At 66.7% G+C, this 26,779-nt stretch carries 20 protein-coding genes; 13 read left to right on the forward strand and 7 right to left on the reverse strand.

Going from position 1 to position 26,779, the window contains the following annotated elements; translation table 11 throughout:
• The first annotated feature begins 59 nt into the window (after positions 1 to 59).
• The 8 genes from AC5P8F_RS07135 to AC5P8F_RS07170 all read left to right on the forward strand — a co-directional run bounded on the left by AC5P8F_RS07135 (position 60) and on the right by AC5P8F_RS07170 (position 13,190).
• Entirely contained in the window at positions 60 to 1,097 is a 1,038-nt protein-coding gene (locus tag AC5P8F_RS07135; RefSeq protein WP_111206002.1) for a LacI family DNA-binding transcriptional regulator, read from the forward strand.
• Between the two features lie 78 nt (positions 1,098 to 1,175).
• Positions 1,176 to 4,232, forward strand: coding sequence for a TonB-dependent receptor (locus AC5P8F_RS07140; RefSeq protein ID WP_111206003.1), 3,057 nt, complete (start codon positions 1,176 to 1,178; stop codon positions 4,230 to 4,232).
• Positions 4,233 to 4,475: 243 nt separating this feature from the next.
• Positions 4,476 to 6,080, forward strand: coding sequence for a glucoamylase family protein (locus tag AC5P8F_RS07145; protein WP_014647750.1), 1,605 nt, complete (start codon positions 4,476 to 4,478; stop codon positions 6,078 to 6,080).
• Positions 6,081 to 6,084: 4 nt separating this feature from the next.
• Complete coding sequence (locus AC5P8F_RS07150; RefSeq protein ID WP_014647749.1) at positions 6,085 to 7,425, forward strand: sugar ABC transporter substrate-binding protein; 1,341 nt, start codon at positions 6,085 to 6,087, stop codon at positions 7,423 to 7,425.
• A complete protein-coding gene (locus tag AC5P8F_RS07155) occupies positions 7,422 to 8,303 on the forward strand; it encodes a carbohydrate ABC transporter permease (protein ID WP_005410323.1) in 882 nt (293 codons plus the stop codon). The genes AC5P8F_RS07150 and AC5P8F_RS07155 overlap by 4 nt, the downstream gene beginning before the upstream one ends.
• Entirely contained in the window at positions 8,300 to 9,136 is an 837-nt protein-coding gene (locus AC5P8F_RS07160) for a carbohydrate ABC transporter permease (RefSeq protein ID WP_006456347.1), read from the forward strand. Before AC5P8F_RS07155 ends, AC5P8F_RS07160 begins: the two co-directional genes overlap by 4 nt.
• Positions 9,133 to 12,300 carry a discoidin domain-containing protein gene (locus AC5P8F_RS07165; RefSeq protein ID WP_053496314.1) on the forward strand — a complete coding sequence of 1,056 codons (3,168 nt, stop codon included), beginning with the start codon at positions 9,133 to 9,135 and terminating at the stop codon, positions 12,298 to 12,300. The genes AC5P8F_RS07160 and AC5P8F_RS07165 overlap by 4 nt, the downstream gene beginning before the upstream one ends.
• Before the next feature lie 2 nt (positions 12,301 to 12,302).
• Positions 12,303 to 13,190, forward strand: a complete 888-nt coding sequence (locus tag AC5P8F_RS07170; protein ID WP_032960121.1) for an endonuclease/exonuclease/phosphatase family protein — start codon at positions 12,303 to 12,305, stop codon at positions 13,188 to 13,190.
• 169 nt (positions 13,191 to 13,359) lie between these two features.
• On the opposite strand, the gene rne is transcribed toward AC5P8F_RS07170, so the two are convergent.
• Entirely contained in the window at positions 13,360 to 16,632 is a 3,273-nt protein-coding gene (gene rne, locus AC5P8F_RS07175) for a ribonuclease E (protein ID WP_495227790.1), read from the reverse strand.
• A 407-nt stretch (positions 16,633 to 17,039) separates the two neighbouring features.
• Between rne and AC5P8F_RS07180 the strand changes: the two genes are divergently transcribed.
• Positions 17,040 to 18,014, forward strand: coding sequence for an RluA family pseudouridine synthase (locus AC5P8F_RS07180; protein WP_049442427.1), 975 nt, complete (start codon positions 17,040 to 17,042; stop codon positions 18,012 to 18,014).
• A 102-nt stretch (positions 18,015 to 18,116) separates the two neighbouring features.
• Here AC5P8F_RS07180 and zupT read toward each other — a convergent pair whose 3' ends face one another.
• The 3 genes from zupT to AC5P8F_RS07195 all read right to left on the reverse strand — a co-directional run bounded on the left by zupT (position 18,117) and on the right by AC5P8F_RS07195 (position 19,782).
• Positions 18,117 to 18,926: a zinc transporter ZupT gene (zupT, locus tag AC5P8F_RS07185; RefSeq protein WP_014647743.1), complete on the reverse strand. Its 810-nt coding sequence runs from the start codon at positions 18,924 to 18,926 to the stop codon at positions 18,117 to 18,119.
• Positions 18,927 to 19,018: 92 nt separating this feature from the next.
• Positions 19,019 to 19,435 carry an energy transducer TonB gene (locus tag AC5P8F_RS07190; protein ID WP_014647742.1) on the reverse strand — a complete coding sequence of 139 codons (417 nt, stop codon included), beginning with the start codon at positions 19,433 to 19,435 and terminating at the stop codon, positions 19,019 to 19,021.
• The gene (locus AC5P8F_RS07195) at positions 19,432 to 19,782 is read right to left on the reverse strand and encodes a 4a-hydroxytetrahydrobiopterin dehydratase (RefSeq protein WP_495227792.1); all 351 of its coding nucleotides are present in this window, start codon (positions 19,780 to 19,782) and stop codon (positions 19,432 to 19,434) included. The genes AC5P8F_RS07190 and AC5P8F_RS07195 overlap by 4 nt, the downstream gene beginning before the upstream one ends.
• Before the next feature lie 90 nt (positions 19,783 to 19,872).
• Here AC5P8F_RS07195 and AC5P8F_RS07200 point away from each other — a divergent pair, with 90 nt between their 5' ends.
• Together AC5P8F_RS07200 and AC5P8F_RS07205 are read left to right on the forward strand one after the other, a co-directional pair.
• Positions 19,873 to 20,472 carry an NfuA family Fe-S biogenesis protein gene (locus tag AC5P8F_RS07200; RefSeq protein WP_014037813.1) on the forward strand — a complete coding sequence of 200 codons (600 nt, stop codon included), beginning with the start codon at positions 19,873 to 19,875 and terminating at the stop codon, positions 20,470 to 20,472.
• Between the two features lie 10 nt (positions 20,473 to 20,482).
• Positions 20,483 to 22,243, forward strand: a complete 1,761-nt coding sequence (locus tag AC5P8F_RS07205) for a hypothetical protein (protein ID WP_495227794.1) — start codon at positions 20,483 to 20,485, stop codon at positions 22,241 to 22,243.
• Between the two features lie 128 nt (positions 22,244 to 22,371).
• Here AC5P8F_RS07205 and AC5P8F_RS07210 read toward each other — a convergent pair whose 3' ends face one another.
• Both AC5P8F_RS07210 and AC5P8F_RS07215 read right to left on the reverse strand, forming a co-directional pair.
• Complete coding sequence (locus AC5P8F_RS07210; RefSeq protein ID WP_014647739.1) at positions 22,372 to 22,785, reverse strand: barstar family protein; 414 nt, start codon at positions 22,783 to 22,785, stop codon at positions 22,372 to 22,374.
• A complete protein-coding gene (locus AC5P8F_RS07215) occupies positions 22,785 to 23,237 on the reverse strand; it encodes a guanyl-specific ribonuclease (RefSeq protein ID WP_041863621.1) in 453 nt (150 codons plus the stop codon). The genes AC5P8F_RS07210 and AC5P8F_RS07215 overlap by 1 nt, the downstream gene beginning before the upstream one ends.
• A gap of 219 nt (positions 23,238 to 23,456) precedes the next feature.
• Between AC5P8F_RS07215 and AC5P8F_RS07220 the strand changes: the two genes are divergently transcribed.
• Positions 23,457 to 24,068 (forward strand): superoxide dismutase, encoded by a 612-nt coding sequence (locus tag AC5P8F_RS07220; RefSeq protein ID WP_005410310.1) that lies wholly within the window; start codon positions 23,457 to 23,459, stop codon positions 24,066 to 24,068.
• A gap of 131 nt (positions 24,069 to 24,199) precedes the next feature.
• On the opposite strand, the gene AC5P8F_RS07225 is transcribed toward AC5P8F_RS07220, so the two are convergent.
• Positions 24,200 to 25,048: an endonuclease/exonuclease/phosphatase family protein gene (locus tag AC5P8F_RS07225; RefSeq protein ID WP_495227795.1), complete on the reverse strand. Its 849-nt coding sequence runs from the start codon at positions 25,046 to 25,048 to the stop codon at positions 24,200 to 24,202.
• Between the two features lie 162 nt (positions 25,049 to 25,210).
• Here AC5P8F_RS07225 and AC5P8F_RS07230 point away from each other — a divergent pair, with 162 nt between their 5' ends.
• On the forward strand, positions 25,211 to 26,776 hold the full coding sequence (locus AC5P8F_RS07230; protein WP_495227797.1) for a POT-type proton-dependent oligopeptide transporter: 1,566 nt from the start codon (positions 25,211 to 25,213) through the stop codon (positions 26,774 to 26,776).
• Positions 26,777 to 26,779: the final 3 nt, after the last annotated feature.

Raw genomic sequence — 26,779 nt, forward strand, 5'->3', positions numbered from 1 at the left:
TGTTTACAAGCCCAGATGGAAACGCTTACATTCCGCGCCAATGCTGGTAGGTCCAAGCCGTGGAGGGCGGCTTCGTGAACAAGGCAGCTATCACAATCAAAGACGTCGCACGCGAAGCCCGGGTCTCCGTGGCCACGGTTTCCCGCGCGCTCAACGGGCATGAAAATGTCGCCGAACCGGTCCGCCAGCTTGTGCTGGAGGTGGCCGCACGGCTGCGTTACACCCCGCATGCCGCCGCTCGCAGCCTGAGCAGCCGCCGCACCAATACGGTGGGCGTGGTGCTGCCTGACCTGTACGGCGAATTCTTCTCCGAACTGATGCGCGGCATCGACGGCGTGGCCCGCAACCGCCGCCAGCACCTGCTGGTGTCCAGCTACCACGGCGACCAGGAACAGCAGGGCGCCGCCCTGCGTGCCATGCGCGGCCGCGTCGACGGCCTGCTGGTGCTCTCGCCCTATGCCGAGAGCCCGGGCTTCCTGACCGACAACCTGCCGCAGTCGCTGCCGACGGTGTTGATCAACACCTATCTGCCCGGGCAGGACCATCCGGTGCTGAGCATCGACGACCACGCCGGTGCGATGGCGATGACCCGCCACCTGCTGGACGCCGGCCACCGCCACATTGCCTTCATTTCTGGCCCGGACCTCAACTTCGACGCGCGCGAGCGCCTGCGCGGCTTCCGTGACGCGCTGGTGGCGTTTGGCAGTGGCGCCGAAGGCATCGAGCTGCCCGGTGATTTCGACGAAGCTTCCGGCCATCGCGCCGGTCAGGAGTTGCTGGCAGCCGGAGCGCTGCCCGATGCCGTGTTCGCCGCCAACGACATGATGGCCCTGGGCTGCCTGTATGCGTTCACGCAGGCTGGTGTCCGTGTGCCGGCCGATGTTGCCCTGGCAGGTTTCGATGACATTCCACTGGCGCGTTTCGTCCACCCGTCGCTGACCACCATGCAGGTCAGCATCGCCGAGCTCGGCGACCGGGCCATGACGCGTCTGATGCAGTTGATGGACGGCACCTCCACGGATGGGACAGGGGACAAGCAGACCCTGGTTCCCCGCTTGATAGTTCGCGATTCCACCACTCCGCCATCCGGCCATTGAAGCCAGAGGCGTTCCTTCTTTTTTTTGACTGATCGCAGGGACCGCGCAAGCGGTTACCGCCACCCGGAGATTGAGTTGATGATGCATACCACCTTCCGCATGCCGGCGCGCCGGCTGCTGAGCACCGCACTGGTCAGCTGCCTGATGCTGGCCGCCGCCCCCAACGTCATGGCGCAGTCGGCCAACGCCAGCCTGCGCGGCCAGGTTGCCGGCGCCCAGGCAGGTACCGAAGTGACCGCCACCAACGTGGCCACCGGTACCGTCCGCCGTGGCACCATCCGCGCCGACGGCAGCTACTCGCTGATGGGCCTGGACCCGGGTACCTATGACGTGGTCGCCAACGGCCAGACCCAGAAGGTCACCGTCACCGTGGCCTCGACCGCGACGCTGAACTTTGCCGGTGCCGCCAGCAGCACCCCCGGTTCGACCGCGGCCACCAACCTGGACACCGTCAACGTCGTCGCGCCGACCCTGCTGCAGGAAGTGCGCACCTCCGAAGTCGGCAAGACCGTCAGCCTGCAGCAGATCCAGACCACCCCGCAGGTGTCGCGCAACTTCCTGGAGTTCGCCGACGCGGTGCCGGGCATGATCTTCACCCGTGACGCCAAGGGCAACACCTCGCTGCGCGGCGGTGCGACCAACGCCGACGGCACCAACGTGTACATTGACGGTGTGGGCCAGAAGAGCTACGTCAAGGGCGGCGGCGTGGCCGGCCAGTCCGGCAGCGCAGGCAACCCGTTCCCGCAGCTCGCCATCGGTGAATACAAGGTCATCAGCGGCAACTACAAGGCCGAGTACGGCCAGGTGTCGAGCGCCGCCGTGACGGCTGCGACCAAGTCCGGCACCAATGAGTTCAAGGGCGAGGCGTTCTACCGCTACACCGATGAAGACATGCGTGCCAAGACCCCGGCAGAGCGCCAGGGTGGCAAGGAAAAGATGGTCTCGGCCGAGAAGGAATACGGCTTCGCCCTGGGCGGCCCGATCATCCAGGACAAGGCGCACTTCTTCGTGACCTACGAAGCCAAGCGCTTCGACCTGCCGGTCACCATCGCGCCGGATGGCGCGGTCACCGGCGCTGCCGGCCTGCTGCCGCCCGCCGGTGCCGCCGGCCTCGGCCCGGCCAGCCAGCCGTTCCAGCAGGATCTGATCTTCGGCAAGATCGACTTCGAGCCGACCGACAACGACCGCATCGAGCTGACCTTCCAGGACCGCGACGAAACCCAGTCGCAGTTCAGCGGCCAGACCTCGCCGGAAGCCGGCCGTGAAGTGGTCAACACCGACCGTCGTTATGCCCTGCGCTGGAACCACAGCGGTGAGCGCTACTACAACGAGTTGATGGTCACCCACGAAGATTCGTTCAACAATCCGACCCCGCTGACGCTGGCCAACGGCATCACCTACACCGCACCGGACGGCCCGGAAGACCGCACCATCGTGAAGATCGGTGGCGCCTCGGCACTGGATTCGCAGGTGAAGGGCCAGAAGGGCTGGTCGATCGAAGACAACCTGACCCTGGATGGCATCCAGTGGGCGGGCGACCACACCATCAAGATGGGCGTGAAGTACAAGCAGATCGACCTGTACGCGTCCGATGCGGCGCAGATCAACCCGACCTTCACCTACTCGCTGGGTGATCCGGACTTCCCCGATTCCATTCCGTACAAGGCGCAGTTCGTCAAGCCGGTGACCGGCGTGACCGGCGTGTCCGGCGAAGTGCGTTCGAAGTCCAAGCAGTACGGCGTGTTCATCCAGGACGACTGGCAGGTCAATGACCACCTGCAGCTGAACATCGGCCTGCGCTGGGACTACGAAAAGACCCCGTCCTACTTGGACTTCGTGACCCCGCAGCAGGTGGTCGACGCCATCTATTCGCAGGATCCGCGCGCTCCGGCCGGCCAGACCTATGCCGATTCGCTGGCACTGGGCGGCCTGGACATCAGCGACTACATCAGCAACGGTCACAACCGCAAGGCATTCAAGGATGCCTGGCAGCCGCGCCTGGGCTTCTCGTATGACATCAATGCCGACGAGCAGCACGTGATCCATGGTGGTGCCGGCCGTTCCTACGACCGTGACCTGTTCGACAACCTGCAGCTGGAAACCACCAAGCTGGCCCTGCCGCAGCCGACCATCTACTTCCGCAACCCGGCCACCGGCGCCTGCATCAACGGCCAGGCCGCCTGCTATGACTGGAACCCGAACCTGCTCAACGGCATCGGCAACCTGCAGGCACTGGTCGGCGCGACCAGCAATGCCGGCCTGGAAGTGGACCTGCTGAACAACAAGCTGAAGGCGCCGTACTCGGATCAGTTCAGCCTGGGCATGAGCAACCAGATCGGCGACTGGCTGACCGACGCCACCATCGCTCGAACCCTGAGCTACGACGGCTTCGCCTTCACCCTGGGCAACCGCTACCCGACCGGCCAGTTCTTCGATGATCCGCGCCTGTGTGGTGGCACCTCCCCGGGCCTGAGCCAGGCTTGGAGCTGCAACGTGCCGGGCTTCGGCAGCCTGATCATCGGCCAGCAGGGCATCAAGACCCGTGCCACCCAGGTCCTGCTGTCGGCACAGAAGCCGTTCACCAAGGAAAGCGGTTGGGGCACCTCGATCGCCTATACCTGGACCACCGCGCGCCACAACCGTGACATCAACGAGAAGTACGCCTTTGATCGCGGTCTGATCGGTGATTACCCGACCATCCGTTCCAACGGCGCGCCGCGCCACCGCCTGGTGGTGACCGGTTCGTACGCGGGCTTCTGGGGCATCACCTTCGGCGGCAAGATCACCCTGGCCACCCCGACCGCCGTCAACGACTGGTACCCGGTGATGCAGGCCAGCGGCTACACGCTGCCGACTCCGCAGGCGGCCGTGCCCAACGCAACCGGCAAGTTCCTGGTGGGCGGCAAGATCTTCGGCTACCGTTCGGTCGACCTGCAGGCGACGAAGACGTTCAAGATGCCGGGCAACACTGAGCTGTACGCCCGCCTGGACATCATCAACGTGTTCAACTTCGACAACTTCTCCACCTACAACTACGTCAAGACCAACGGCAAGCTGCAGGCCAGCTACAACGAGACCGGCGACATCATCGGTACTCCGCGCCAGGTCAAGGCCGAAGTGGGCTTCCGCTTCTAAGCCCGGGCGGTGATGCATGACCCGATGCCGCCGGCTCGCTGGCGGCATCGGTGAAAACGGCAATGGCCGGCCCCGTGCCGGTCCATTGCCCACGCCGCTGCCGGCCAGGGGGCAGCGGCGTGGGCAATGATCGCGGTGTCAGGCCACGTTTTTCGTGGTTTTTTAAGCACACACCTTGTAAACGATTTCAGATCATTGGACGGTATGCTTTCCCATCGATCAGACCACCGGAGGAACCGCGCCATGCAGGCACGCCATCTGTTGTCCGCCGCAGCGCTGAGCCTGGCCGTGGCCGCCTGCCAGCCGGCCCAGCAGGAACCTGCCAAACCGCGCCCGCCGGTGATCCTGATCGAGGCCGATGCACCGCCTCGGCCCATGAAGCCTGAGCTGCCGCCGCTGTTCGATGACATCGAGCGCCGCACCTTCCAGTTCTTCTGGGATACCACCAACGAGGTCAACGGGCTGACCCCGGACCGCTACCCGTCGCGGCCGTTCGCCAGCATCGCCTCGGTCGGCTTCGCGCTGACCGCCTATCCGATCGGCATCGAGAACGGCTGGGTCAGCCGCAACCAGGCGATCGACCGCACGCTGACCACGCTGAAGTTCTTCCGCGACGTGCCGATGGGCCCGCAGCGCACCGGCAAGGCCGGTTACAAGGGCTTCTACTACCACTTCCTGGACATGCAGGAAGGCCGTCGCTACGACAGCTGGGTCGAGCTGTCATCGGTGGATACCGCGCTGCTGATGATGGGCGTGCTGTTCGCGCAGTCGTACTACGACGGTGATGATCCGCGCGAGAAGGAAATCCGCCAGATCGCCGATACGTTGTACAAGAAGGTCGACTGGCCGTGGCTGCAGCAGCGTGCACCGCTGATCTCGATGGGCTGGTTCCCGGAGAGCGGTTTCATCGACCACGACTGGATGGGCTACAACGAGGCGATGATGGTGTACATCCTCGCCCTGGGCTCGCCGACGCACCCGGTCAGCCCGGACGCGTGGACGGTGTGGACGCGTACCTACGACAACGACTGGGGCGTCTACCAGGGCCAGGAATACCTGTCCTTCGGCCCGCTGTTCGGCCACCAGTACAGCCACGTCTGGATCGACTTCCGCGACATCCAGGACGCTTACATGCGCGAGCGCGGCAGCACCTATTTCCTCAACAGCCGGTCGGCCGCGCTGGCCCAGCGCGAATATGCCATCGCCAACCCGATGCAGTGGAAGGAGTATGGCGAGAACGTGTGGGGCCTGACCGCCAGCGATGGTCCGCAGAACACCACGCAGGAGTACCGCGGCGAGCAGCGCCAGTTCCGCCACTACTCCTCGCGCGGCGCCGGCCTGCGCGAGAACTTTGATGACGGCACCATCGCCCCGACCGCTGCGATCGCCTCGGTGGTGTTCGCCCCCGAGCAGGTGATCCCGGCCACGCTGGAGATGCACAAGCGCTTTGGCGACTACATCTATTCCAGCTACGGCTTCCTGGATTCGTTCAACCCCAGCTTCAACTACGACATCCCGATCAAGACCGGTCGTCTGGTTCCCGATCGCGGCTGGGTCGCCAGCGACTACATCGCCATCGACCAGGGCCCGATCCTGACCATGATCGCCAACTACCGCGATGACTTCGTCTGGGAAGTGATGAAGAAGAACCCGTACATCCGCAAGGGCCTGGAGCGGGCCGGGTTCAGTGGCGGCTGGCTGGCGCCGGAAGGGTCGTTCCAGCCGCTGGAACTGCAGAAAGACGAAAAGGCCGCGGCAGCACGCGCGGTGGGTATCGCCGAATCACGCGCGGCTGCCGCGCAGGAACAGAAGAACAATGCCAACCGCACCACAGGCCAGGGCAAGTAGCCCGATGCCGAACTGGATCGACCGCCTGCGCCGCTGGGCGCTGCCTGCCCTGGCCGCGTTGGCCGTGGCCGGCTGCGCCCGTACCGAACCGGGCACCACCACCGTGCGCTTCTGGGCGATGGGCCGCGAAGCCGAGGTGGTCAGCGAGCTGATCCACGAATTCGAGGCCGAAAACCCCGGCATCAAGGTGGATGTGCAGAACATCCCGTGGACCGCCGCGCATGAGAAGCTGCTGACCGCGTTCGCCGCCGACGGCCTGCCGGACGTGTGCCAGCTTGGCAACACCTGGGTGCCGGAGTTCGCCGAACTCGACGCGCTGACCCCGCTGCAGCCGTTCGTGCAGCGCTCCACCGTGGTCGACCCGAAGGACTACTTCCAGGGCATCTGGGATACCAACGTGATCCACGGCGGGCTGGTCGGCGTGCCGTGGTACGTCGATACGCGCCTGATCTACTACCGCAAGGACCTGCTGGCCAAGGCCGGTTACGACCACCCGCCGCGTACGTGGCAGGAATGGGAAGAGCAGATGGCGGCGATCAAGCGCATGCAGGGCCCGAGCCGCTACGCGGTGCTGATGCCGATCAACGAGTTCGAGCAGCAGCTGTCGCTGGCCTTGCAGCAGCCCGACCCGCTGCTGCGTGACGACGACACCCGGGGCAATTTCTCCAGCCCGGGGTTCCGCCGCACGCTGGGCTTCTACGCCAACATGTTCGAGCAGGGCTGGGCGCCGAAGATGTCCGAGACGCAGATCTCCAATGTCTGGGACGAATTCTTCCGCGGCTTCAACGTGTTCTACATCTCCGGCCCCTGGAACATCCGCGAGTTCAAGAAGCTGCAGCCGAAGGAACTGGAAGGGCAGTGGGGCACCGCCGCGCTGCCGGGGCCGGACGGTCCGGGCGCGGGCATCGCCGGTGGTACCAGCCTGGTGATCTTCCGCAAGTCGCAGCAGAAGGAGGCGTCCTGGAAGCTGATCGAATTCCTGTCGCGGCCGGAAATCCAGGCACGCTTCCATTCGATCATTGGCGACCTGCCGCCGCGCCGCAGTGCGTGGAACACGCCGTCGCTGGCCAATGATCCGCTGGCGGCCGCGTTCCGCGATCAGCTGGAGCGGGTCAGGCCGACGCCGAAGGTGCTCGAATGGGAGCGCATCGTGCAGGAAATGCGCATCGTCACCGAGAAGGTGGTGCGCGGTGGCCTGCCGCAGGACAAGGCCGTGGAAGAGCTGGACCAGCGCGTGGACAAGGTGCTGGCCAAGCGCCGCTGGATGCATGAACAACAACGCCTGCAGGAGCGCGCGCCGTCGCCGCAATCGAGCAGCGCCGTGGCCGCCGGGAGCGCGCAATGAAACGTACTTCGCTGGCCGGCTGGATCTTCGCCGGCCCCTCGCTGATCGTGCTGGGCGTGTTCTTCGGCCTGCCGGTCGCCTCGGCGCTTGCACTGAGCGTGACCGACTTCGACCTCTATGCACTGGCCGATAGCAGCAACCTGCGCTTCGTCGGCCTGGGCAACTACATCGACCTGCTGCAGACGCCGATGTTCTGGAAGTCGCTGTGGAACACCACCTACTTCGTGCTGATCGGCGTGCCGTTGTCGATCGGCGTGTCGCTGGGCGCGGCGATGCTGCTCAATGCACCGGCCGCGCGCTTCAAGGCCCTGTTCCGCACGGCCCTGTTCGCGCCGGTGGTGACCACGCTGGTGGCGGTGGCGGTGATCTGGCGCTACCTGTTCCATACCAGCTATGGCCTGGTGAACTACGGCCTGGGCCATCTGGGCATCAGCCCGATCGACTGGCTGGGTGATCCCAACTGGGCGATGCCGACCATCATGCTGTTCGCGGTGTGGAAGAACTTCGGCTACAACATGGTGATCTTCCTGGCCGGCCTGCAGGCGATCCCGCATGACCTGTACGAAGCGGCGCGCATCGATGGTGCCTCGCGCTGGAAGCAGTTCCTGCACATCACCCTGCCGATGCTCGGCCCGGTGCTGCTGGTGGTCGGGGTGATTACCGTGTCCGGCTACTTCCAGCTGTTCGCCGAACCCTACGTGATGACCCGCGGCGACCCACTGCAGAGCACCGTCAGCGTGCTGTATTTCATGTTCGAGGAAGGCTTCAAGTGGTGGAACCTGGGACGCGCCTCCGCCGTGGCGTTCCTGCTGTTCCTGATCATCCTGGCGGTGACCACCGTGATGCTGCGTTTCGGCCGCAAGAGGCAGTTGGTATGAGTCGTGAAATCGGCCAGTCGCGCTGGTACCCCTGGATGATCAATGGTGCGTTGCTGGTGCTGGCCCTGGTCAGCCTGGCACCGCTGCTGTGGATGGTCTCGGTCTCGTTCATGCCGCAGGGCGAGGCCAGCCATTTCCCGCCGCCGCTGCTGCCTTCGAGCATCACCACGCACAACTACCATGAACTGTTCGCGCGCACCGGCATGGGCGGCAACTTCGCCAACAGCCTGCTGGTGTCGCTGGGCATCACGATCGGCTCGCTGCTGCTCAACACCATGGCCGGTTACGCTTTCGCCAAGCTCAACTTCGTCGGCCGCGAGCGCCTGTTCCAGGTACTGATGGCGGCGCTGGTGATTCCAGCGCAGGTGGCGATGCTGCCACTGTTCCTGCTGATGAAGCAGCTGGGGCTGGTCAACAGCTTCGGCGGCGTGATCGTGCCGGCGCTGGCCAGCGTGTTCGGCATCTTCCTGGTACGCCAGTACGCACGTTCGATCCCGGACGAACTGCTGGAAGCGGCGCGCATCGACGGGGCAGGGGAGCTGCGCATCTTCTTCCAGATCGTGCTGCCGATGCTCAAGCCGGTGCTGGTGACCCTGGCGATCTTCACCTTCATGGGCGCATGGAACGATTTCATGTGGCCGCTGATCGTGTTGACCGACCAGGAGCACTACACTTTGCCGGTGGCGCTGGCCACCCTCTCGCGCGAACACATCATGGACGTGGAAATGATGATGGCTGGCGCGGTGGTCACCGTGGTTCCGGTGCTGGCGCTGTTCCTGGTGCTGCAGCGGTACTACATCCAAGGTCTGTTGCTGGGGAGCGTCAAGGGATGAAGCGAGCGATCGCCGTTGGACTGGGACTGTTGTGGACCTCCCTGGCGATCGCCGCACCACCGGCACTGCCGGCGCCGAAGGTGCTGGACGACTTCGACGATATCGGCGCCTGGAAACTGGTGCTGTCCGACCAGGTCAGTGGTTCGCTGCGGCCGGTCAGCGGCGCCGGCGGCGGCCGTGCCCTGTGCCTGGACTATGATTTCCACAAGGTCTCCGGCTACGTCGGCATCCGCCGCGCGCTGAACATCGACTACCCGGTCAACTACCGTTTCGGCTTCCAGCTGCGTGGTGATTCGCCGGCCAACGACCTGCAGTTCAAGCTGATCGATGCCAGCGGCGACAACGTCTGGTGGGTCAACCGCCCGGGCTACAGCTTCCCCAAGGCGTGGACACCGGTCGAATACCGGCGTCGCCAGATCGACAAGGCGTGGGGGCCGTCGCCCGAGAAGGAGATGGCGCGCAGCGCCGCGGTCGAGTTCACGATCTACAGCAAGGTCGGTGGCCGCGGCACGGTGTGCTTCGACAAGCTGACCCTGCAGGGCCTGCCACCGCAGGATGATTCGGCACTGGTGCCATCGGTCATCGCCGATACCGCCACCGCGCTGCAGGACCGCATGATCGATGGCAAGGGCGATACGTTCTGGATCAGCGGCGGGGTCAAGCAGCAGACCATCAGCCTGGACCTGCACAAGAGCCGCGAGATCGGCGGTGCGGTGATCGACTGGCTGCCGAACCTGGAAGCCAATCGTTACACCGTGCGGACGTCCGAAGATGGCCGGGACTGGCGCACTGTGCGCGAGGTGACCGGCGGTGCGGGTGGCCGCGACTGGCTGGCGCTGCCGGACACCGACGCACGCTACGTGCGTTTCGATCTGCTCGATGGCCCGAACTGGCGCTATGGCATCCGTGACATCACGCTCAAGCCGCTGGCGTTCGCCGCCACGCCGAACGCCTTCCTGTCCTCGGTGGCGGCCGACCTGCCGCGCGGTTCGCTGCCGCGTGCGTATGTGGGCGAACAGCCGTACTGGACCCTGCTCGGCCTCGATGGCGGCCAGGAACAGGCGCTGATCAGCGAGGACGGTGCGCTGGAGCCGGCCAAGGGCAGCTTCAGCATCGAGCCGTTCATCCGCCTCGACGGCAAGCTGCTGGACTGGTCGAAGGTGGCCACTACCCAGTCGCTGCAGGACCACTATCTTCCGATCGCCAACGTCGACTGGGTGCACGAGAAGGCCGGCCTGGCGGTGACCAGCTTCGTGCAGGGCACGCCGGAGCGCGCGCAGTTGATCGGCCGCTATCGGCTGAGCAATCCGGACAAGGTGGCGCACGAGTACACCCTGGCGCTGGCGATCCGCCCCTGGCAGGTCAACCCGCCGACCCAGTTCCTCAACACCGTCGGCGGCTTCAGCCGCATCGATGCGCTGGACGTGGGCGAACAGCTGGTACGCATCAACGGCGAGCCGCGCATCTATCCACTGCAGGTGCCCGATGCCCGTTTCGCCAGCACGTTCGATGGCAAGCTCGATGCGATGCATCTTGCGTCCGGAAAGTATCCGGCCACTACGGCAGTGAAGGACAGTACCGGCATGGCGTCCGGTGCGCTGCTGTATACGATCAAGCTGGAACCCGGGCAGAGCCGCGAAGTGGCAGTGGTGCTGCCGCAGACCGGGAGCTGGGCGCCGCAGGCGCTGGACGTGGCCAAGGCGCAGGCGCAGGTGGCCGAACAGTGGCGGCACGCGCTGGGCGTGGTCTCGCTGCAGGTGCCGGCGGCAGGCCAGGCCCTGGTCGACACCCTGCGCACCGCCGTGGCGCACATGCTGATCTCCCGGGTCGGCCCGCGCCTGCAGCCGGGCACGCGCTCGTACGCGCGCAGCTGGATCCGCGACGGCGCGATGATTTCCGAAGGCCTGCTGCGCATGGGGCGCAGCGATGCCGTGCGTGACTACATCAACTGGTATGCGCCTTACCAGTTCGAGAACGGCAAGGTGCCGTGCTGTGTCGATGCGCGCGGCAGCGACCCGGTACCGGAGAACGACAGCCACGGTGAGCTGATCTACAGCATCGCCGAATATGGGCGCTATACCGGCGACAGCACCTTCGCCGAGCTGATGTGGCCGCACGTGCAGGGCGCCTACAGCTACATGGAGCAGCTGCGTGCCAGCGAGCGTACCGAAGAGAACCGTGCGCGCAATCCGGCGTTCTACGGGATGATGCCGGCCTCGATCAGCCACGAAGGCTATTCGGCCAAGCCGATGCATTCGTACTGGGATAATTTCTGGGCGTTGCGCGGCTACAAGGACGCAGCATCGCTGGCGGCCCAGCTGGGCAAGGTCGAAGCGATGCAGATCGCCGAGTCGCGTGACCAGTTCCGTGATGACCTGCAGGCGTCACTGCTGTCGGCGATGCAGCAGCACAACATCGACTACCTGCCGGGCTCGGCCGAGCTGGGCGATTTCGACGCGACCTCGACCACCATCGCGCTGGCGCCGGGCGGCGAGCAGGGCCGGCTGCCGCAGCAGGCGTTGGAGGCGACCTTCGAGCGCTACTGGAAGGAATTCGTGGCCCGCCGCGATGGCAAGCGCGAGTGGAAGGACTACACGCCGTACGAATGGCGCAACGTGGCCGCCTTCGTTCGCCTGGGCTGGCGCGATCGCGCCTGGCAGGCGACCGAGTTCTTCTTCAAGGACCGTGCGCCGCAGGCCTGGAACCAGTGGGCCGAAGTGGTCTCGCGCACGCCGCGCAAGCCGTTCTTCGTCGGTGACCTGCCGCATGCCTGGGTCGCCTCGGACTTCGTGCGCTCGGCCCTGGACATGTTCGCCTACAGTCGTGACATGGACGATGCGCTGGTGTTGGCCGCCGGCATCCCGACGGCCTGGCTGCAGGGCGAGGGCATCGCCGTGCAGGGCCTTCGCACGCCGCAGGGCCAGCTCAATTACCGCCTGCAGCGCAGCGACAAGCAGCTGGTGCTGGAGGTGCAGCCGGGCCTGGTGCCACCGGTCGGTGGCGTGGTGTTGCCGTGGCCGTACGCCGGTGATCCGGGCGAGGCGACCATCAACGGCGAAGCGGCCGAATGGATCAACAAGGAACTGCACGTGCACCAGCTGCCGGCACGGGTCGAGATCGATGTACCGGGCGCGGTGCGCCGCGCCGAGCGCAAGGGGCAGTAACGATGAAGCAACAAGGGGAGGGAGCGCGTGCGACGGTGCGCGCCCTGGGGCTGGCCATTGCATTGGCATTGCCAGGGCTGACGCTGGCGGCGGTGCCGCAGGTCGCATCGCCAGCGGTGGACATCGCCAGCGCGCCAGGCATGAGCATGGTCACCTTCAACCTCCATCATGACCGCGAAGACTGGCCAAGCCGCCGCCGTACCATCCTGGCCGAACTCAAGCGCCTGCAGCCCGATGCCATCGCGCTGCAGGAGGTGATCCAGCGCCGCAACGTGCGCAACCAGGCGCAGTGGCTGGCCAGCCAACTCGGCTACAAGTACGTATTCGTGTCCACCGATCCGGTGGGTGCGCCGAAGCGTTACGGCAATGCGTTGCTGACCCGGCGGCCGATCCTCGCCCAGGGGGACCATCTGCTGCTGCCATTGGACGACTACCGCACGGTGGCCCACCTGCGCATCGACGTCGACGGCACGCCGGTGAACGTCTACGCCACGCATCTCAACGAGCGCAACGACGAGAGTGGTCAGCGCATCCGCCGTACCCAGGTCGAGGACCTGCTGCGCTTCATCACCGCTACCTCGGCCGGCGCGCCGGTGGTGATCGCGGGCGACTTCAATGCGCTGGTGGACGCAGGTGACCTGAGCGAGCTGCGCAGCCATTACGGCGACAGCTATGGCAGCGTGCACGTCAACACCGACCTGGCCGGGGTCAGCACCTTGAACCGGCACTATTACCAGGCACCTTCGCGTATCGACCACATCTTCTTCCAGCAGGACCGGATGGTCGCGCGCGAAGCGAAGCTCCTGTTCGACCAGCCCGATGACAGCGGTCGCTGGGCCTCGGACCACTACGGCGTGTGGACCCGGTTGCAGTTCGCGCCGACGCGCTGATGTCCTGGTAGGTGCCAACCTTGGTTGGCACGGACGTGTCCGCGTTCGCTCGAACAACGGCGCCAACCAAGGTTGGCCTCTACCAGAGCGCTGCACGCGCCCGGCGCACAAACAGAAACGGCGGGGATCATCGATCCCCGCCGTTCCTTTTCACGCGACCAGATCGCGATCAGTTCGCCGGCGGTGTGCGCTTGGCGGCGTCTTCGTCTTCTTCGTCGGCCTTGGCTTCGGCCGCCTGGGCGGCGGCATCGGTGTGACCATCGGCGACCGGATCGATCGACGGCGTCACCACCGCATCGGCGACCGGGGCCGCAGCTTCCACCGGTGCGGCTTCAACTGCCACCGGAGCGACTGGCTGTTCGGCGACCGGTGCGGTCTCGACAACCGGCTTGGCTTCAACCGCGGGAGCGGCCTCCACCACCGGGGCGGCCTCAACGGCCAGCGGCTCGGCTTCAGCCACCGGGGACGCTGCAACAACCTCCGGCTTCGATTCCACGACCGGAGCAGCCTCGACCACGACCGGCTTCACTTCGACCACCGGAGTGGCTTCAACGGCCGGGGCAGCCTCAACCACGACCGGCTTGGCTTCGACCGCCGGTGCTGCAGCCACCAGCGGCTGGGCCGGGGTCGCCGCGTCGATGGCATCGAGCATGCTGGTCTGCACCGGCGAAGATGCCGGTTCGGCCTTGGCCACGGTATTGATCGGGGCCTGTACCTCGGCCACCACCGGTGCAGCGGCATCGACCACGGCGCCGCTCACCACCGCGACCGGCGCGGCGACAACAGCGGCGGCGGCACGGACCGGCTTTCCGGATTCGGCAGCGGTCGGTTCGACTTCGTCATCGAAATCGAATTCCGGTTGCGAACGGGCCGGCTGCGCAGCGGCGACCGGAGTGGTCCCGGCGACGCTGTCGTTGCTCTGCTCGGCGACATCAGCGGCATCGGTGTCATCACTGTCGTCCGCGTCGTCCTGATCATCGCCCAGGCCATCGCCGCCGGCAGCGTTCTCGGCGCCACCACGACGGCGGCGACGGCCACCACGACGGCCACGGCGGCGGCGGGTCGCGCCTTCACCGGCCTGCTCGCCGTTGGCGTCGACAGCAGCCTCTTCACCGGTCACGGCAATCGCCTCGGCCCCGTTGCCGGCGTTGGCAGTGGTGTCGGCCGGTGCAGTGGCTTCCGCAGGAGCGGAGGCGGCCGGCGCAACCGGCGCCACCGGCGCAGTGGCTTCCTGAGCGGTCACCCCATTGGCGGCGACCGCCGTGGCGGCCACGGCGGCAGCCGCGGTCACGGCCTCGGCCGGTGCCTCGGCGGTGCTGCGCTGCGGCTTCTCGGCCGGCTTGTCACCGTCCTGCGGCTGGCGCGGCTGCTTGGGCTGCTTCAGCTTCGGCTGCTGCTGGTTCTGGTTCTGGCCCTGCTGCTCGTTGCGCGGCTTGTTCTGCTGATGCGGCTGCTGGCCGTCCTTCTGCTGAGGCTCCTTCTGCCTGCCCTGCTGCGGCTGCTGCTGGGCATTGCCGTTGTTGCCGTTGCGGCCGTCCTTGCGCTGCTCACCGCGCTCCTTGCGGTTGCCGCCATCCTTCTGCTGCTGAGCGTTGCCGTTGCCACGGTTGTCGTCGCGGCGATCCTTGCGGTCCTTGTTGCGATCCTTGTTGCGGTCCTTGCGGCCGCCGTCCTGCTGCTGGCGGGCAACAGGAGCCGCCGGTGCCGGTGCCGGCGCCGGTTCGCCACCGAACACGCGCTTGAGCCAACCGATCACGCCGCCGCTCGGGGCCGCTGCAACCGGCGCTGCCACGACCGGGGCCGGTGCCGCTGCGGCCGGCTCCACTTCCTCGCGCACCGGGGCGGGGGAGGTGTGCTTGACCTGGGTCACCGCCGGCGGCGGGATGTTCAGCTGGCCCTTGGTCAGGGCATGCACCGGCAGCTTGCGCGGGGTGCCGCGCTGGTAACTGGGCTTGTTGCTCTCTTCACCCAGCTCGTTCTCGCGCAGGCGGGTGACGGTGTAGTGCGGGGTGTGCAGCTGCTCGTCGGCGACGATCACGATCGGCGCCTCGTGGCGCTGCTCGATCTCGCGCAGGGCACTGCGCTTTTCGTTCAGCAGGTAATTGGCGATCTCCACCGGCGCCTGGACCAGCACCTGCCCGGTGTTTTCCTTCATCGCATGCTCTTCGGCAACGCGGATGATCGACAGCGACAGCGACTCAACGCTGCGCATGCGGCCGTGGCCGTCGCAACGCGGGCAGACGATCTGGCTGGATTCACCCAGACTCGGGCGCAGGCGCTGGCGGCTCATTTCCAGCAGGCCGAAGCGCGAGATGCGGCCAACCTGGACGCGCGCACGGTCGTACTTCAGCGCGTTGGCCAGGCGGTTCTCGACCTCGCGCTGGTGCTTGTTGGAGGCCATGTCGATGAAGTCGATCACCACCAGGCCGCCCAGGTCGCGCAGGCGCAGCTGGCGGGCCACTTCCTCGGCCGCTTCCAGGTTGGTCTGGAACGCGGTGTCCTCGATGTCGCTGCCCTTGGTGGCGCGCGAGGAATTGACGTCGACCGCGGTCAGCGCTTCGGTCTGGTCGACCACGATCGAGCCGCCCGACGGCAGGCGCACGTTGCGCTCGTAGGCGCCCTCGATCTGCGACTCGATCTGGAAGCGGTTGAACAGCGGGATGTCGTCCTTGTAATGCTTGAGCTTGCGCAGGGTCTGCGGCATCACCTGCTGCATGAACTCGCGGGCGTGCTCGTACATCTCCTCGGTGTCCACCAGGATCTCGCCGATGTCGGCGCGCAGGTAGTCACGCAGGGCGCGCACGATCAGGCGCGATTCCTGGTAGATCAGGAACGGAGCCGGCTTGCTCAGTGCGGCTTCGGCGATGGCGCGCCAGACATTGAGCAGGTAGTCCAGGTCCCACTGCAGCTCTTCCGCATCGCGGCCGACGCCGGCGGTACGGATGATCACGCCCATGTCGTCGGGAATGTTCAGCTTGTCCAGGGCGTCCTTCAGCGCGGCCCGGTCTTCGCCCTCGATGCGACGGGAAACGCCGCCGGCGCTGGGCGAGTTCGGCATCAGCACCATGTAGCGGCCGGCCAGCGAGATGAACGTGGTCAGGGCGGCGCCCTTGTTGCCACGCTCTTCCTTGTCGACCTGGACGACGATCTCCTGGCCTTCCTTCAGCAGCTCGCGGATGCCGGCCTTGTTGTGGTCGACACCGGCCTGGAAGTAGTCGCGGGAGATTTCCTTCAGCGGCAGGAAGCCATGGCGGCCACCGCCGTACTCGACGAAGGCGGCTTCCAGCGAGGGCTCGATGCGGAAGATCCGGCCCTTGTAGATGTTGGACTTCTTCTGTTCCTTCGACGGCTGTTCGATGTCGATGTCATACAACGACTGGCCATCCACGATGGCAACACGCAGCTCTTCAGCCTGCGTGGCGTTGATCAGCATTCGCTTCATTGTTGCGTTCCTCGCAAGCGGCTACCGCGCGGAACGCCATGGGGTTTCGCCTCTGGACACGGTTCGCCGCCCATTCGCGCAAGCGCGGGGAGGGCGGCTTGGGTTTCCAGCGCTACGACACCACGGCAGGCCGCGGGAGCGCTTCACTCTTATGGGTTTTGGGGTGTTACAGGCCGCAGGCAGCTGTCAGCCAGGCTGGAGCGCCACGCGGGACATGTTCAGCACGGTTGCGTGTCAGGCATCCGGCGATGGCCGGGAAGGCCGGTGAGCCGCTAACATGGCCGCCCCGCGGGCGGTGGTCGCGCACTGTGCCGGATTCGTCGGAAGCTGGGCTTCTGGCCCTGAGTAACTTCCAACGAAATCAATCCCTTATCTCGCCCCCCGAGTGTAACAGAATAAACAGCCTGATGACCGCCCAAGACCCCATCAAACCCGCTGGCGACAAGCCTTCCGTGCGCATGATCACCGTTCCCGCCGACCGCGCCGGCCAGCGCCTGGACAACTTCCTGCTCGGCCAGCTGAAGGGCGCCCCGCGCAGCCTGGTCTACAAGCTGGTGCGCAGTGGCCAGGTTCGGGTGAACGGTGGCCGCGCCAAGGCCGAACGCAAGCTCGAGGCCGGTGACGAGGTGCGCGTGCCGCCGGTCCGTCTCACTGAGGAAGGAGACAAGGCCGGTCCGCCGGAGGCGTTCATGCGCCGCCTGGAGCAGGCCATCGTCTTCGAGGACGCCCGCCTGCTGGCCCTGAACAAGCCGACCGGCGTGGCCAGCCACGGCGGCAGCGGCATCAGCTTCGGCGCCATCGAGACGCTGCGCGCGCTGCGCCCGGGGCAGACCCTGGAGCTGGTCCACCGGTTGGATCGCGACACCTCGGGTCTGCTGGTCGTGGCCAAGAAGCGCTCCGCGCTGAGCGAACTGCAGGCCTTGCTGCGTGAAGACCACGGCGCCGGCATCCGCAAGCGCTACCTGACCCTGCTGGCCGGGCGCATGCCCGACGGCGTGATGACGGTCGACGCCCCGCTGCACGTGGGCCTGCGCCAGGGCGGCGAGCGCCATGTGCAGGTCAATGCGATCGGCAAGGAATCGATCAGCCACTTCCGGGTGCTGGAACGCCGCGGTGGCCATTCGTACTGCGAAGTCCGCATCGAGACCGGCCGCACCCACCAGATCCGCGTGCACGCCCAGCATCTGGGGCATCCGGTGGCCGGTGACGACAAATACGGCGATCCAGCGGTCAACAAGCGGCTTCGTGAGCAGATCGGGCTGAAGCGCTTGTTCCTGCATGCGGCCTCGCTGGAGTTCGCGCTGGATGACGGCAAGAGCCCATACGTATTGAACGCGCCGCTGGCGGATGAGCTGGTCGAGGCGCTGGACCGGCTGAAGTAAGGATCTCCCGTAGCGTCGAGTCACGCTCGACTGCGCCTCGGTCGGGCCGCGCGGAAAGCCAGTCGAGCATGGCTGGACTCTACAGGGCGAGCCGGGAACCCCTCACCACTTGAACAGCACCAGGCTGATCGCCAGCGTGCCCATGCCGGCCACCAGTCCGTAAACCGTCTCGTGGCCCTTGGCATAGCGCTTGGCCGCCGGCAGCAGCTCATCCAGCGCCAGGAACACCATCACGCCGGCGATCAGGCCGAACACCCAGCCGAACGTGGCGTGCGACAGCGATCCTGACAGCAGCCAGTAGCCAAGCGCCGCGCCCACGGGCTCGGCCAAGCCCGACAGCAGGCTGGCACTGAACGCGTAGAACTTGTTCTGGGTGGCGAAGTACACCGGCACCGCGATCGCGATGCCCTCGGGAATGTTGTGGATGGCGATGGCGAAGGCCAGTGGCATGCCCACCGATGGGCTTTCCAGCGTGGCGAAGAAGGTCGCCAGCCCTTCCGGGAAATTGTGTGCGGTGATCGCAACCGAGGTCAGCAGCGCGACCCGCTTCAGGTACTCGCGGCTGTTCTCGCGGAACGCAGGGTCCTGTTTGTCCAGGCTGTCATGCGGATTGGGAATGAAGTGGTCGATCAGTACGATCACGATCACGCCCAGCAGGAAGGCCAGGGTGCCGTAGGTGAAGCCGGTGCGCTCGCCATACGCCAGTGCAAACGACGCAATGGACTTGTTGAGGATCTCCGACAGCGACACATAGACCATCGCGCCACCGGCAAAGGCCAGACCGAACGCCAGCAGGCGCGGGCTGGGGCGGCGCGAGAACAGCACCAGCAGGCTGCCGATCGCGGTGGCCAGGCCTGCGGCAAGCGTGACCGCCAGTGCGATCCAGATGTTTTCAGGGGGAATCTGCAGCATCAACCCACGCGATCCTGGTCAACAGACAGCCGCCCCGGGCAGGGCCGGGGCGGCGAGGCGGGCGTCGGCAGGCCCGGTCGGGGGGCGCGCGATCAGCCGCCGCGGCGCAGGCGTTCTTCGATGGCGAAGCACTGGTCCGGCTTCGGCTGTGGCGGGTTGAAGCTGACAGGAACCTGGATGGTGGCCGGCACCGGTTGGCCGTTACGGGTGGCGGCCTTGAACTGCCAGCCCTGCACGGCGGTCTTGGCCAGTTCGTCCAGCTGCGGGTTGCCGGCCCCGGTCAACAGCGCAACCTCGCTCGGCTTGCCGTCGGTGCCGATGGTCACCTTGAAGGTGCTGGTGCCACCCACGCCCATGCAGGCCAGTTCCAGCGGGTACTGCGGCGGCGGCGTCTTCACCGCGGCCACTTCGGTCGGTGGCGGTGGTGGCGGTGACGGCGGTTCGGACGCGCCACAGCCGGCCAGACCGGTCGCAGCGATCAGGGACAGGCTCAGCAAACGTACGTTCATGGCAGTTGCTCCGTCAGGGCCGAAGTCTTGGCCGCGCAGATGAAGTCGTTATCGCTCAGCCCGCCCACATCGTGGGTGGAGAAGCGCACGACCGCGCGGTCGTAGTGCACGCCCAGGTCCGGGTGGTGGTCCTCGCGGTGGGCGATCCAGGCCAGCGCGTTCACGAAGGCCATGGTGGCGTAGTAATCCTTGAAGCGGAAGGTACGCGACAGGGCCTGGTCACCCTCGCTCAGCTCCCAGCCGGGAACCTGCGGCAGCAGTTCGGCCAGGCGGGCCTCGCCGAGCTTGTGGTCGCTGCCTTTGCGCGGCACGCAACGGGCCTGGGCCAGTGGAATCAGGTCGGCCATGGGAATCTCCACCTCGTGTTGACTGAACAATGCGCCGGACGGTGTATAAACCGAATGAGCGGCTGACGCTTACTTGGCTAGAATAGCCTGATGATCCAGATCTCCGACACTGCCCAGACCCATTTCCGCAAGTTGATCGAACGCGAGGGCGTGCCCGGCATGGGCGTGCGCCTGAGCGCGGTCGACCCCGGTACGCCGCGCGCCGATGCCCGGCTGGAATTCGCCGAACCGACCGACCTGCTCGGTGACGAGTGGGCGGTGGACTGCGATGGTTTCACCCTCTATGTCGACGCCGGCAGCGTTGGCTGGCTCGATGGCGCCGAGATCGACATCGTCGCCGGCACCGCCGGTGCCCAGCAGCTGACCATCAAGGCGCCGCGCATCAAGGGCGAAGCGCCGGGTGATGCGGCCTCGCTGGTCGAACGCGTGCACTGGGTGGTGGAGAACGAAGTCAATCCGCAGCTGGCCTCGCATGGCGGCAAGGTGGCCGTGCAGGAAGTCTCGTCCGACGGCGTGGTGCTGCTGCGCTTCGGTGGTGGCTGCCAGGGCTGCGGCATGGCCGATGTGACGCTCAAGCAGGGCATCGAAAAAACCCTGATGGGCCGCGTGCCGGGCGTGACCGCTGTGCGTGACGCGACCGATCATGACAGCGGCCACGCGCCTTACATTCCGCGCGGCAACGTCGCCTGATCGCTGACGCGTGCCTCTGACCCGGGCCGAGCAACTCATTGATCTGCTGCTGGCGCGCCAGCAGCCCCGCGCCGTCCTCGAGAAGTCCACGCGCCTGCCTTATGGCTGGGCGCTGTGGCTGCGCTCGCTGGGGCCACTGCCGCGGCCGTTCCATGCCCGCGAGGTGATCGCAGTTTTCCTGCCGCGCCCGCTGCCGGGCCCGCCAGGCCAGTCGCCGCGGCTGTCGCCGTGGCAGGCACTGCGCCGATTGTTCTGGCAGGACTGGGACGCCGCGCCGCGCGACCAGCGCTGGATGCGCTGGACCTCGGCACTGGTCAGTGCACTGCTGCACCTGCTGTTCTTCGTGCTGTTGCTGTGGGTGGCGGTGATCCGTACCAGCGCGCCGGACGAAGAGGGCACCGAGGGCGAGCGCGTGCAGGTGGAGTTCGTCGGCCGCGCATCGCAGGAAGGCGGTGGCGATCAGCCGGGCGCCGAAGCGGCTGCGGCTGCGGCGGCAGGTCGGGTTACGCCGGGCCAGGAGGCGGGCGCTGCCTCGGCCCCTGCGCCGCGTCCGGTGGCTGCCGAAACCACCGCCTCATCCCCGGCATCCGCGCCGACCGCCAGCGTTCCACCACCGCCGGCCGACGCCGAGCCGGCGCCGGTGGCCGCGCCGCCGCTTTCGCCCGTCCAGGCCACCGAAGTGGCGCAGGCCAGCACGGATTTCGTGGTGCCGCCGGTCAGTGTGCCGCGCACCGAAGTCAGCGTCGTGCCGCATGACAGCACACCCGCCGTGCGCGAGCGCAGCGTGCAGCCGGTGCAGGCGCCGCCGACACCAAGCCCGGTGCGTACCCCGGAACTGGCCGTGCGCACGCCGCAGGTGCGTGACATCCAGGTGCGCGAACGCGAAGTCAGTACGGTCGACGCGCCGGTGGCTCCCCAACCGCTGCGCAGCGCGGAAGTGCAGGTGCGCGTGCCGCAGCAGGACGTGCAGGTGCGCGAACGTGAAGTGCAGGCCGTGGCCGATCCGCAGGTGCGGATGGCGGCGGTGGCCGGGCGTGAGCCCGCCGTACGCGCGCCCACTGGCCGCGACGTGCAGGTGCGGGAACGTGAAGTGGCCTCGGCACCGGTGGCAGCGCCGGCATCCTCCAGTGGCAGTGCCACGGCGACGCCTGCGACTGCGGCCCAGGGCAGCGCGACGCAGGCGAGCAGCAGCGCGCGTCCGTCAGCATCCAGCAGCACACCCGCAAACGCGGGAGCGCGCCCGGCGCCTGATCCAGGCAACTGGGCGACACCTGCCAAGGGCGATGACTGGGGGTCTTCCAGCCGCAACCGCGACGGCAGCAGCAACGGTACCCGCCAGGCCAGTACCGCCGGCAAGGGCAGCGGCCTGTTCAATGCCGATGGCAGCGTGCGCGTGCCTGGCCAGGAGGGCGATGGCCATGCCGCGCGCGGTGCGCCCGGCGGTGCCAACGACGGCTGGAGCAAGGAGCGCATTGCGCAGTCCGGCACCTGGCTGAAGCGCCCGCCGTACGACTACACGCCGACCTCGTTCGACAAATACTGGGTGCCGCAGGAATCGCTGCTGGCCGAATGGGTGCGCAAGGGCGTCAAGGCGATGGAGATTCCATTGCCGGGCACCAACACAAGGATCTCCTGCGTCATTTCGATCCTGCAGGCCGGTGGCGGCTGTGGCCTGACCAACCCCAACATGCAGGACCAGCCGGCCGTGGCACGACCGCCGCCGGACATCCCGTTCAAGAAGGAACTGCAGGAAGACAACGGGAGCCGCTAAAGCTTCGGCCGCGCCCGATGCGCTGGCCGGCCCGCGCTTTGGTAGATGCCGACCTTGGTTGGCACAGAAGCGCCGACCAAGATCGGCCTCTGCCAAGGCGTCAGTGCATGCCGGCCAAGGCAGTGACCTTACGCGCTCTGCGACAGGAACACCCAGAACGGTACGTCGCGGCCGACCCAGTCACGGCTGGTCTCGTCCATCACGTCCAGCAGGGTGTCGAAGTCCTTCTGCGGACCGGCGCGCAGCGCGTCCACGTCGGCCAGGAACAGCGCGTAGCCATTGGCCGGCAGCCATTGCAGGTCGCGCAGGTTGTCCGACAGCGCATCCCAGTTGCCGCCGAAACCGGCCGGGAAATCCAGCTGTGCGGCCAAACGGGCGAGCAGGGTGCGCTTGTCCGCGACGCCCTCCAGATCGATGCGGATCACTTTCAGGCCGGCATCGCGCATCGCCGCGGCCAGTGCGCCGATGTCGTCGCTGTCGATGGCGTAGACGCCGGCGTTGTTGATGTCATGCAGGCCAAGGCCGAAATCATCGTGGCTCATCACTGCGCTCCCTGGGCCGGTACGGTGAAGCTGCGGAATGACGCGTAATGGTCGTCGGTGTAGTACCACGCTTCCGGCGGATCGCCGCCGGTGACGATGCGACGCGTGCCACGCGTACGCGCGCCAGGGGTGTCGACGGTGTATTCGCGGTAGTAGCCGCGCGCGCGCTGCGGCAGTTGCTGCTCGCGGTTGCCGAAGGTACTGCCGTCCTGGCGGTGCGGGAATGGACCGCCACGCTGGATCAGGGCGATGGTCGCGCGCGCTTCGGCGGGCAGGAACGCGGGAAGTCCGCTGTCCTTGCCGGGCGAGGCGGTGGCCGGCGCGCGCGCGACAGGCGTGCCCTGCAGGTCGGGTGCGAACTGCGGCGCTGGCGGCCTTTGCAGGAAATGGTTGGCGACCAGGCCGAGCAGCAGCAGGGCGATGGCGGTGATCAGCAGCCGGGGGTTGCGCATGGGCAGGGGCGGGCGAGGGTAGTACACGCACTGTAGCGCCTGTGCGCTGCACGGTGCATGAGGAGCGCGCTGCGTCACTGCTGCGTAACAATTGCCGTCGTGCTCACTGGCAGGACGCAATTTCCTTTACATCCCCCTTGGTAATCTGGCGGTCTGTCCCCATCATTCACCGCGCACCGCCCGACATCGTCGGGTGCCCTCGCAATCAGGAGATGCATCATGGCCTACACCCTGCCCAAGCTGTCCTACGCCTACGACGCGCTGGAACCGCATATCGATGCGGCGACGATGGAAATCCATCACACCAAGCATCACCAGACCTACATCAACAACGTCAACGCGGCGCTGGAAGGCACCGAGTACGCTGACCTGCCGGTCGAAGAGCTGGTGAAGAAGCTCAAGTCGCTGCCGGAGAACCTGCAGGGCCCGGTGCGCAACAACGGTGGTGGCCATGCCAACCACTCGCTGTTCTGGACCGTGATGGCCCCCAATGCCGGCGGCAACCCGGTGGGCGACGTGGCCAAGGCCATCGACAAGGACCTGGGCGGTTTCGACAAGTTCAAGGATGCCTTCACCAAGGCCGCGCTGACCCGTTTCGGCAGTGGCTGGGCGTGGCTGAGCGTGACCCCGGACAAGAAGGTCGTGGTCGAGAGCACCGGCAACCAGGACAGCCCGCTGATGGAAGGCAACACCCCCATCCTCGGCCTGGACGTGTGGGAACACGCGTACTACCTGAAGTACCAGAACCGCCGCCCGGAATACATCGGCGCGTTCTTCAACGTCATCGACTGGAACGAAGTCGAGCGCCGTTACCAGGAAGCGATCGCCTGATCGCGTGACGGGATGACATGAGAAGGCCGGGGGAGACCCCGGCCTTTTCTGTTGCAGCAGTCGTTCGATAGTGCCGGCCGCAGGCCGGCAACCGTGCAGTACCGGGGGAGCCGGCCAGCGGCCGGCACTACCTATTCCGCAGTGGCCGTATCGCCCTGCAGGCGCAGGGTCGCCATCACACCCAGACGCAGGCCGGGCAGGTCGCCGTCGGCCGGCAGCAGGATCGGCTGCTGGCGGATGCCGCCGAAATGCTTGACCTGGAACAGCACATCCAGGCCGTGGCCGCTGCTGCCGCCCCCACTGGCCGCCGGCGCCTCGGCACGGCCGCCGGGATTGCGCCGGGCCGGCTGGAACCCCGGCGTGCTGCGCACCAGTTCCACCGTGCTGGCCGAGAAATCGCCGGCAATCAGGCTCGGCATGCCTTCGGCGGTGGCGCCGATCCAGGTCATCAGGTCGCTGGTCTGGTGCTGGCGGGCGCTGGCCTCGTCCGGGTCCGGGCGCAGCCGCGCCACATAGATGTTGACCAACGCCTCGCCCAGCCTCAGCCGCATCATGCCGGCCGCGCTGAAGGTGCCGGGAGGATGCAGCAGGGTCACGCCGTCCTCGCTGACCGGCAGCCGGGTCAGCATGGCGTTGCCATGCCGCAGCGGCTGGCTGGGCGGATCGGCGGTAACGAAGTCGCAGCTGTAGCGCAGCCGGCTGGCCAGCCAGCAGGCCGGGTTGCGGCCCTGCTGCTGCAGCACCTGCTGCACCGAGATCACGTCCGGCTGCAGCTCGGTCAGCAGCTGTGCGACCTGCTCGCGGCGCTGCTTCCATTGCGCGTCATCGCGGCTGGGCAGCTCCAGCGCGGCGACCGTCAGCTGCCTGGGGTCGCTCTCGCTGGCAACGGCGGCCGGCGCCTGTGGTCGTGCCTGCGCCTGCAACGCCAGCAACAGCGCAAGGCAGCTGAGCAGGAGGCGGGCGTGGGCGAAGGGGCGCATAACGATAAGTTTACGCTTTTGTCGTGCAGGTGCCGTGACTTCCGGCAGGGCCTGCACTGCCTGCCATGGATTGGCACCGTTGTCATGCAGCCCTGCAGCGTGCTTCGCAAGCCCCGGTTCCGGTAACCTTGCGCCTTTCGCTTTGCAGGAATGCCTTACAGGATGAGCCACGACGCAGTCGCCCCCATCGCCGGCCAGGGAAAGATGCCGCGCCAGATTCCGTACATCATCGGCAATGAGGCCTGCGAGCGGTTCAGTTTCTACGGGATGCGCAACATCCTGGTGCAGTTCCTGATCACCTCGCTGCTGCTGCAGGAAATCACTGCCGAAGGCCGTGCCGGTGAAGCCAAGGACATCATGCACAGCTTCATGATCGGCGTGTATTTCTTCCCGCTGCTCGGTGGCTGGCTGGCCGACCGGTTCTTCGGCAAGTACCACACCATCCTCTGGTTCAGCCTGGTCTACTGCGCCGGCCACCTGTGCCTGGCGCTGTTCGAGAACAGCCGCGAGGGCTTCTTCCTCGGCCTGGGCCTGATCGCGCTCGGTGCCGGCGGCATCAAGCCGCTGGTGGCCTCGTTCATGGGCGACCAGTTCGACCAGAGCAACAAGCACCTGGCCAAGATCGTCTTCGACGCCTTCTACTGGATCATCAACTTCGGCTCGCTGTTCGCCTCGCTGCTGATCCCGCTGGTGCTGAAGAACTGCGGCCCGCAGTGGGCGTTCGGCATCCCGGGCATCCTGATGTTCATCGCTACCTTCGTGTTCTGGCTGGGCCGCAGGCGCTACGTGCTGGTGCCGCTGCCGCCGAAGGACCCGCATTCGTTCGCCAACGTGGTGCGTACCGCGCTGACCACGCGCGTGGCTGGCCAGGGCCGTCCGGGCCTGGTGATCGCCGTGCTTGGCCTGGCGCTGGCGGTGGCCTCGTTCGGCCTGGTCGGTTCGCTGGGCATCGTGATCTGCCTGTGCCTGGCGCTGGTGGCCATCCTTGCCGGCATCGGTGGCGGCACCTGGCTGCAGCTGGACCGCGCCCGTGGCCAGCATCCGGCCGAAGCCGTGGAAGGCGTGCGCTCGGTACTGCGCGTGCTGGTGATCTTCGCGCTGACCACGCCGTTCTTCTCGCTGTTCGACCAGAAGGCCTCGACCTGGGTCCTGCAGGGCCAGCAGATGCAGATGCCAAGCTGGTTCACCGCCTCGCAGATGCAGGCGCTGAACCCGCTGCTGGTGATGATCCTGATTCCGTTCAACAACCTGGTGCTGTATCCGGCCCTGCGCCGCTTCGGCTTCGAACCGACCGCGCTGCGCCGCATGACCGCCGGCATCGCCTTCAGTGGCCTGGCCTGGATCGTGGTGGGTGGCATCCAGGTGGTGATGGACGGCGGCAACGCCATGTCGATCTTCTGGCAGATGCTGCCGTACGCGCTGCTGACCTTCGGTGAGGTGCTGGTCTCGGCCACCGGCCTGGAGTTCGCCTACAGCCAGGCACCGCAGGCGATGAAGGGCGTGGTGATGAGCTTCTGGAACCTGACCACCACCATCGGCAACCTGTGGGTGCTGCTGTCCAACGCGGCGGTGCGCAACGACACGGTCACCCACCAGATCGCGGGCACGGGCCTGAGCGAGGCGGCGTTCCTGATGTTCTTCTTCGCCGGCTTCGCCTTCGTCGCGGCGTTGGCCTTCGGTTGGTACGCGAAACGCTATCGTATGGTCGACAACTACCGTACCGCCTGAGCC

It is taken from the genome of Stenotrophomonas sp. YJH_SMC_69, assembly GCF_059370495.1.

Bases quoted from the DNA above. Each gene is read 5' to 3' on its own strand.
- AC5P8F_RS07230 (WP_495227797.1), top strand. From the start codon at position 25,211: ATGAGCCACGACGCAGTCGCCCCCATCGCCGGCCAGGGAAAGATGCCG.
- AC5P8F_RS07170 (WP_032960121.1), top strand. From the start codon at position 12,303: ATGAAGCAACAAGGGGAGGGAGCGCGTGCGACGGTGCGCGCCCTGGGG.
- AC5P8F_RS07225 (WP_495227795.1), bottom strand. From the start codon at position 25,048: ATGCGCCCCTTCGCCCACGCCCGCCTCCTGCTCAGCTGCCTTGCGCTG.
- AC5P8F_RS07180 (WP_049442427.1), top strand. From the start codon at position 17,040: ATGACCGCCCAAGACCCCATCAAACCCGCTGGCGACAAGCCTTCCGTG.
- zupT (WP_014647743.1), bottom strand. From the start codon at position 18,926: ATGCTGCAGATTCCCCCTGAAAACATCTGGATCGCACTGGCGGTCACG.
- AC5P8F_RS07215 (WP_041863621.1), bottom strand. From the start codon at position 23,237: ATGCGCAACCCCCGGCTGCTGATCACCGCCATCGCCCTGCTGCTGCTC.
- rne (WP_495227790.1), bottom strand. From the start codon at position 16,632: ATGAAGCGAATGCTGATCAACGCCACGCAGGCTGAAGAGCTGCGTGTT.
- AC5P8F_RS07220 (WP_005410310.1), top strand. From the start codon at position 23,457: ATGGCCTACACCCTGCCCAAGCTGTCCTACGCCTACGACGCGCTGGAA.
- AC5P8F_RS07160 (WP_006456347.1), top strand. From the start codon at position 8,300: ATGAGTCGTGAAATCGGCCAGTCGCGCTGGTACCCCTGGATGATCAAT.
- AC5P8F_RS07140 (WP_111206003.1), top strand. From the start codon at position 1,176: ATGATGCATACCACCTTCCGCATGCCGGCGCGCCGGCTGCTGAGCACC.
- AC5P8F_RS07150 (WP_014647749.1), top strand. From the start codon at position 6,085: ATGCCGAACTGGATCGACCGCCTGCGCCGCTGGGCGCTGCCTGCCCTG.
- AC5P8F_RS07155 (WP_005410323.1), top strand. From the start codon at position 7,422: ATGAAACGTACTTCGCTGGCCGGCTGGATCTTCGCCGGCCCCTCGCTG.
- AC5P8F_RS07200 (WP_014037813.1), top strand. From the start codon at position 19,873: ATGATCCAGATCTCCGACACTGCCCAGACCCATTTCCGCAAGTTGATC.
- AC5P8F_RS07210 (WP_014647739.1), bottom strand. From the start codon at position 22,785: ATGAGCCACGATGATTTCGGCCTTGGCCTGCATGACATCAACAACGCC.
- AC5P8F_RS07190 (WP_014647742.1), bottom strand. From the start codon at position 19,435: ATGAACGTACGTTTGCTGAGCCTGTCCCTGATCGCTGCGACCGGTCTG.
- AC5P8F_RS07195 (WP_495227792.1), bottom strand. From the start codon at position 19,782: ATGGCCGACCTGATTCCACTGGCCCAGGCCCGTTGCGTGCCGCGCAAA.
- AC5P8F_RS07145 (WP_014647750.1), top strand. From the start codon at position 4,476: ATGCAGGCACGCCATCTGTTGTCCGCCGCAGCGCTGAGCCTGGCCGTG.
- AC5P8F_RS07165 (WP_053496314.1), top strand. From the start codon at position 9,133: ATGAAGCGAGCGATCGCCGTTGGACTGGGACTGTTGTGGACCTCCCTG.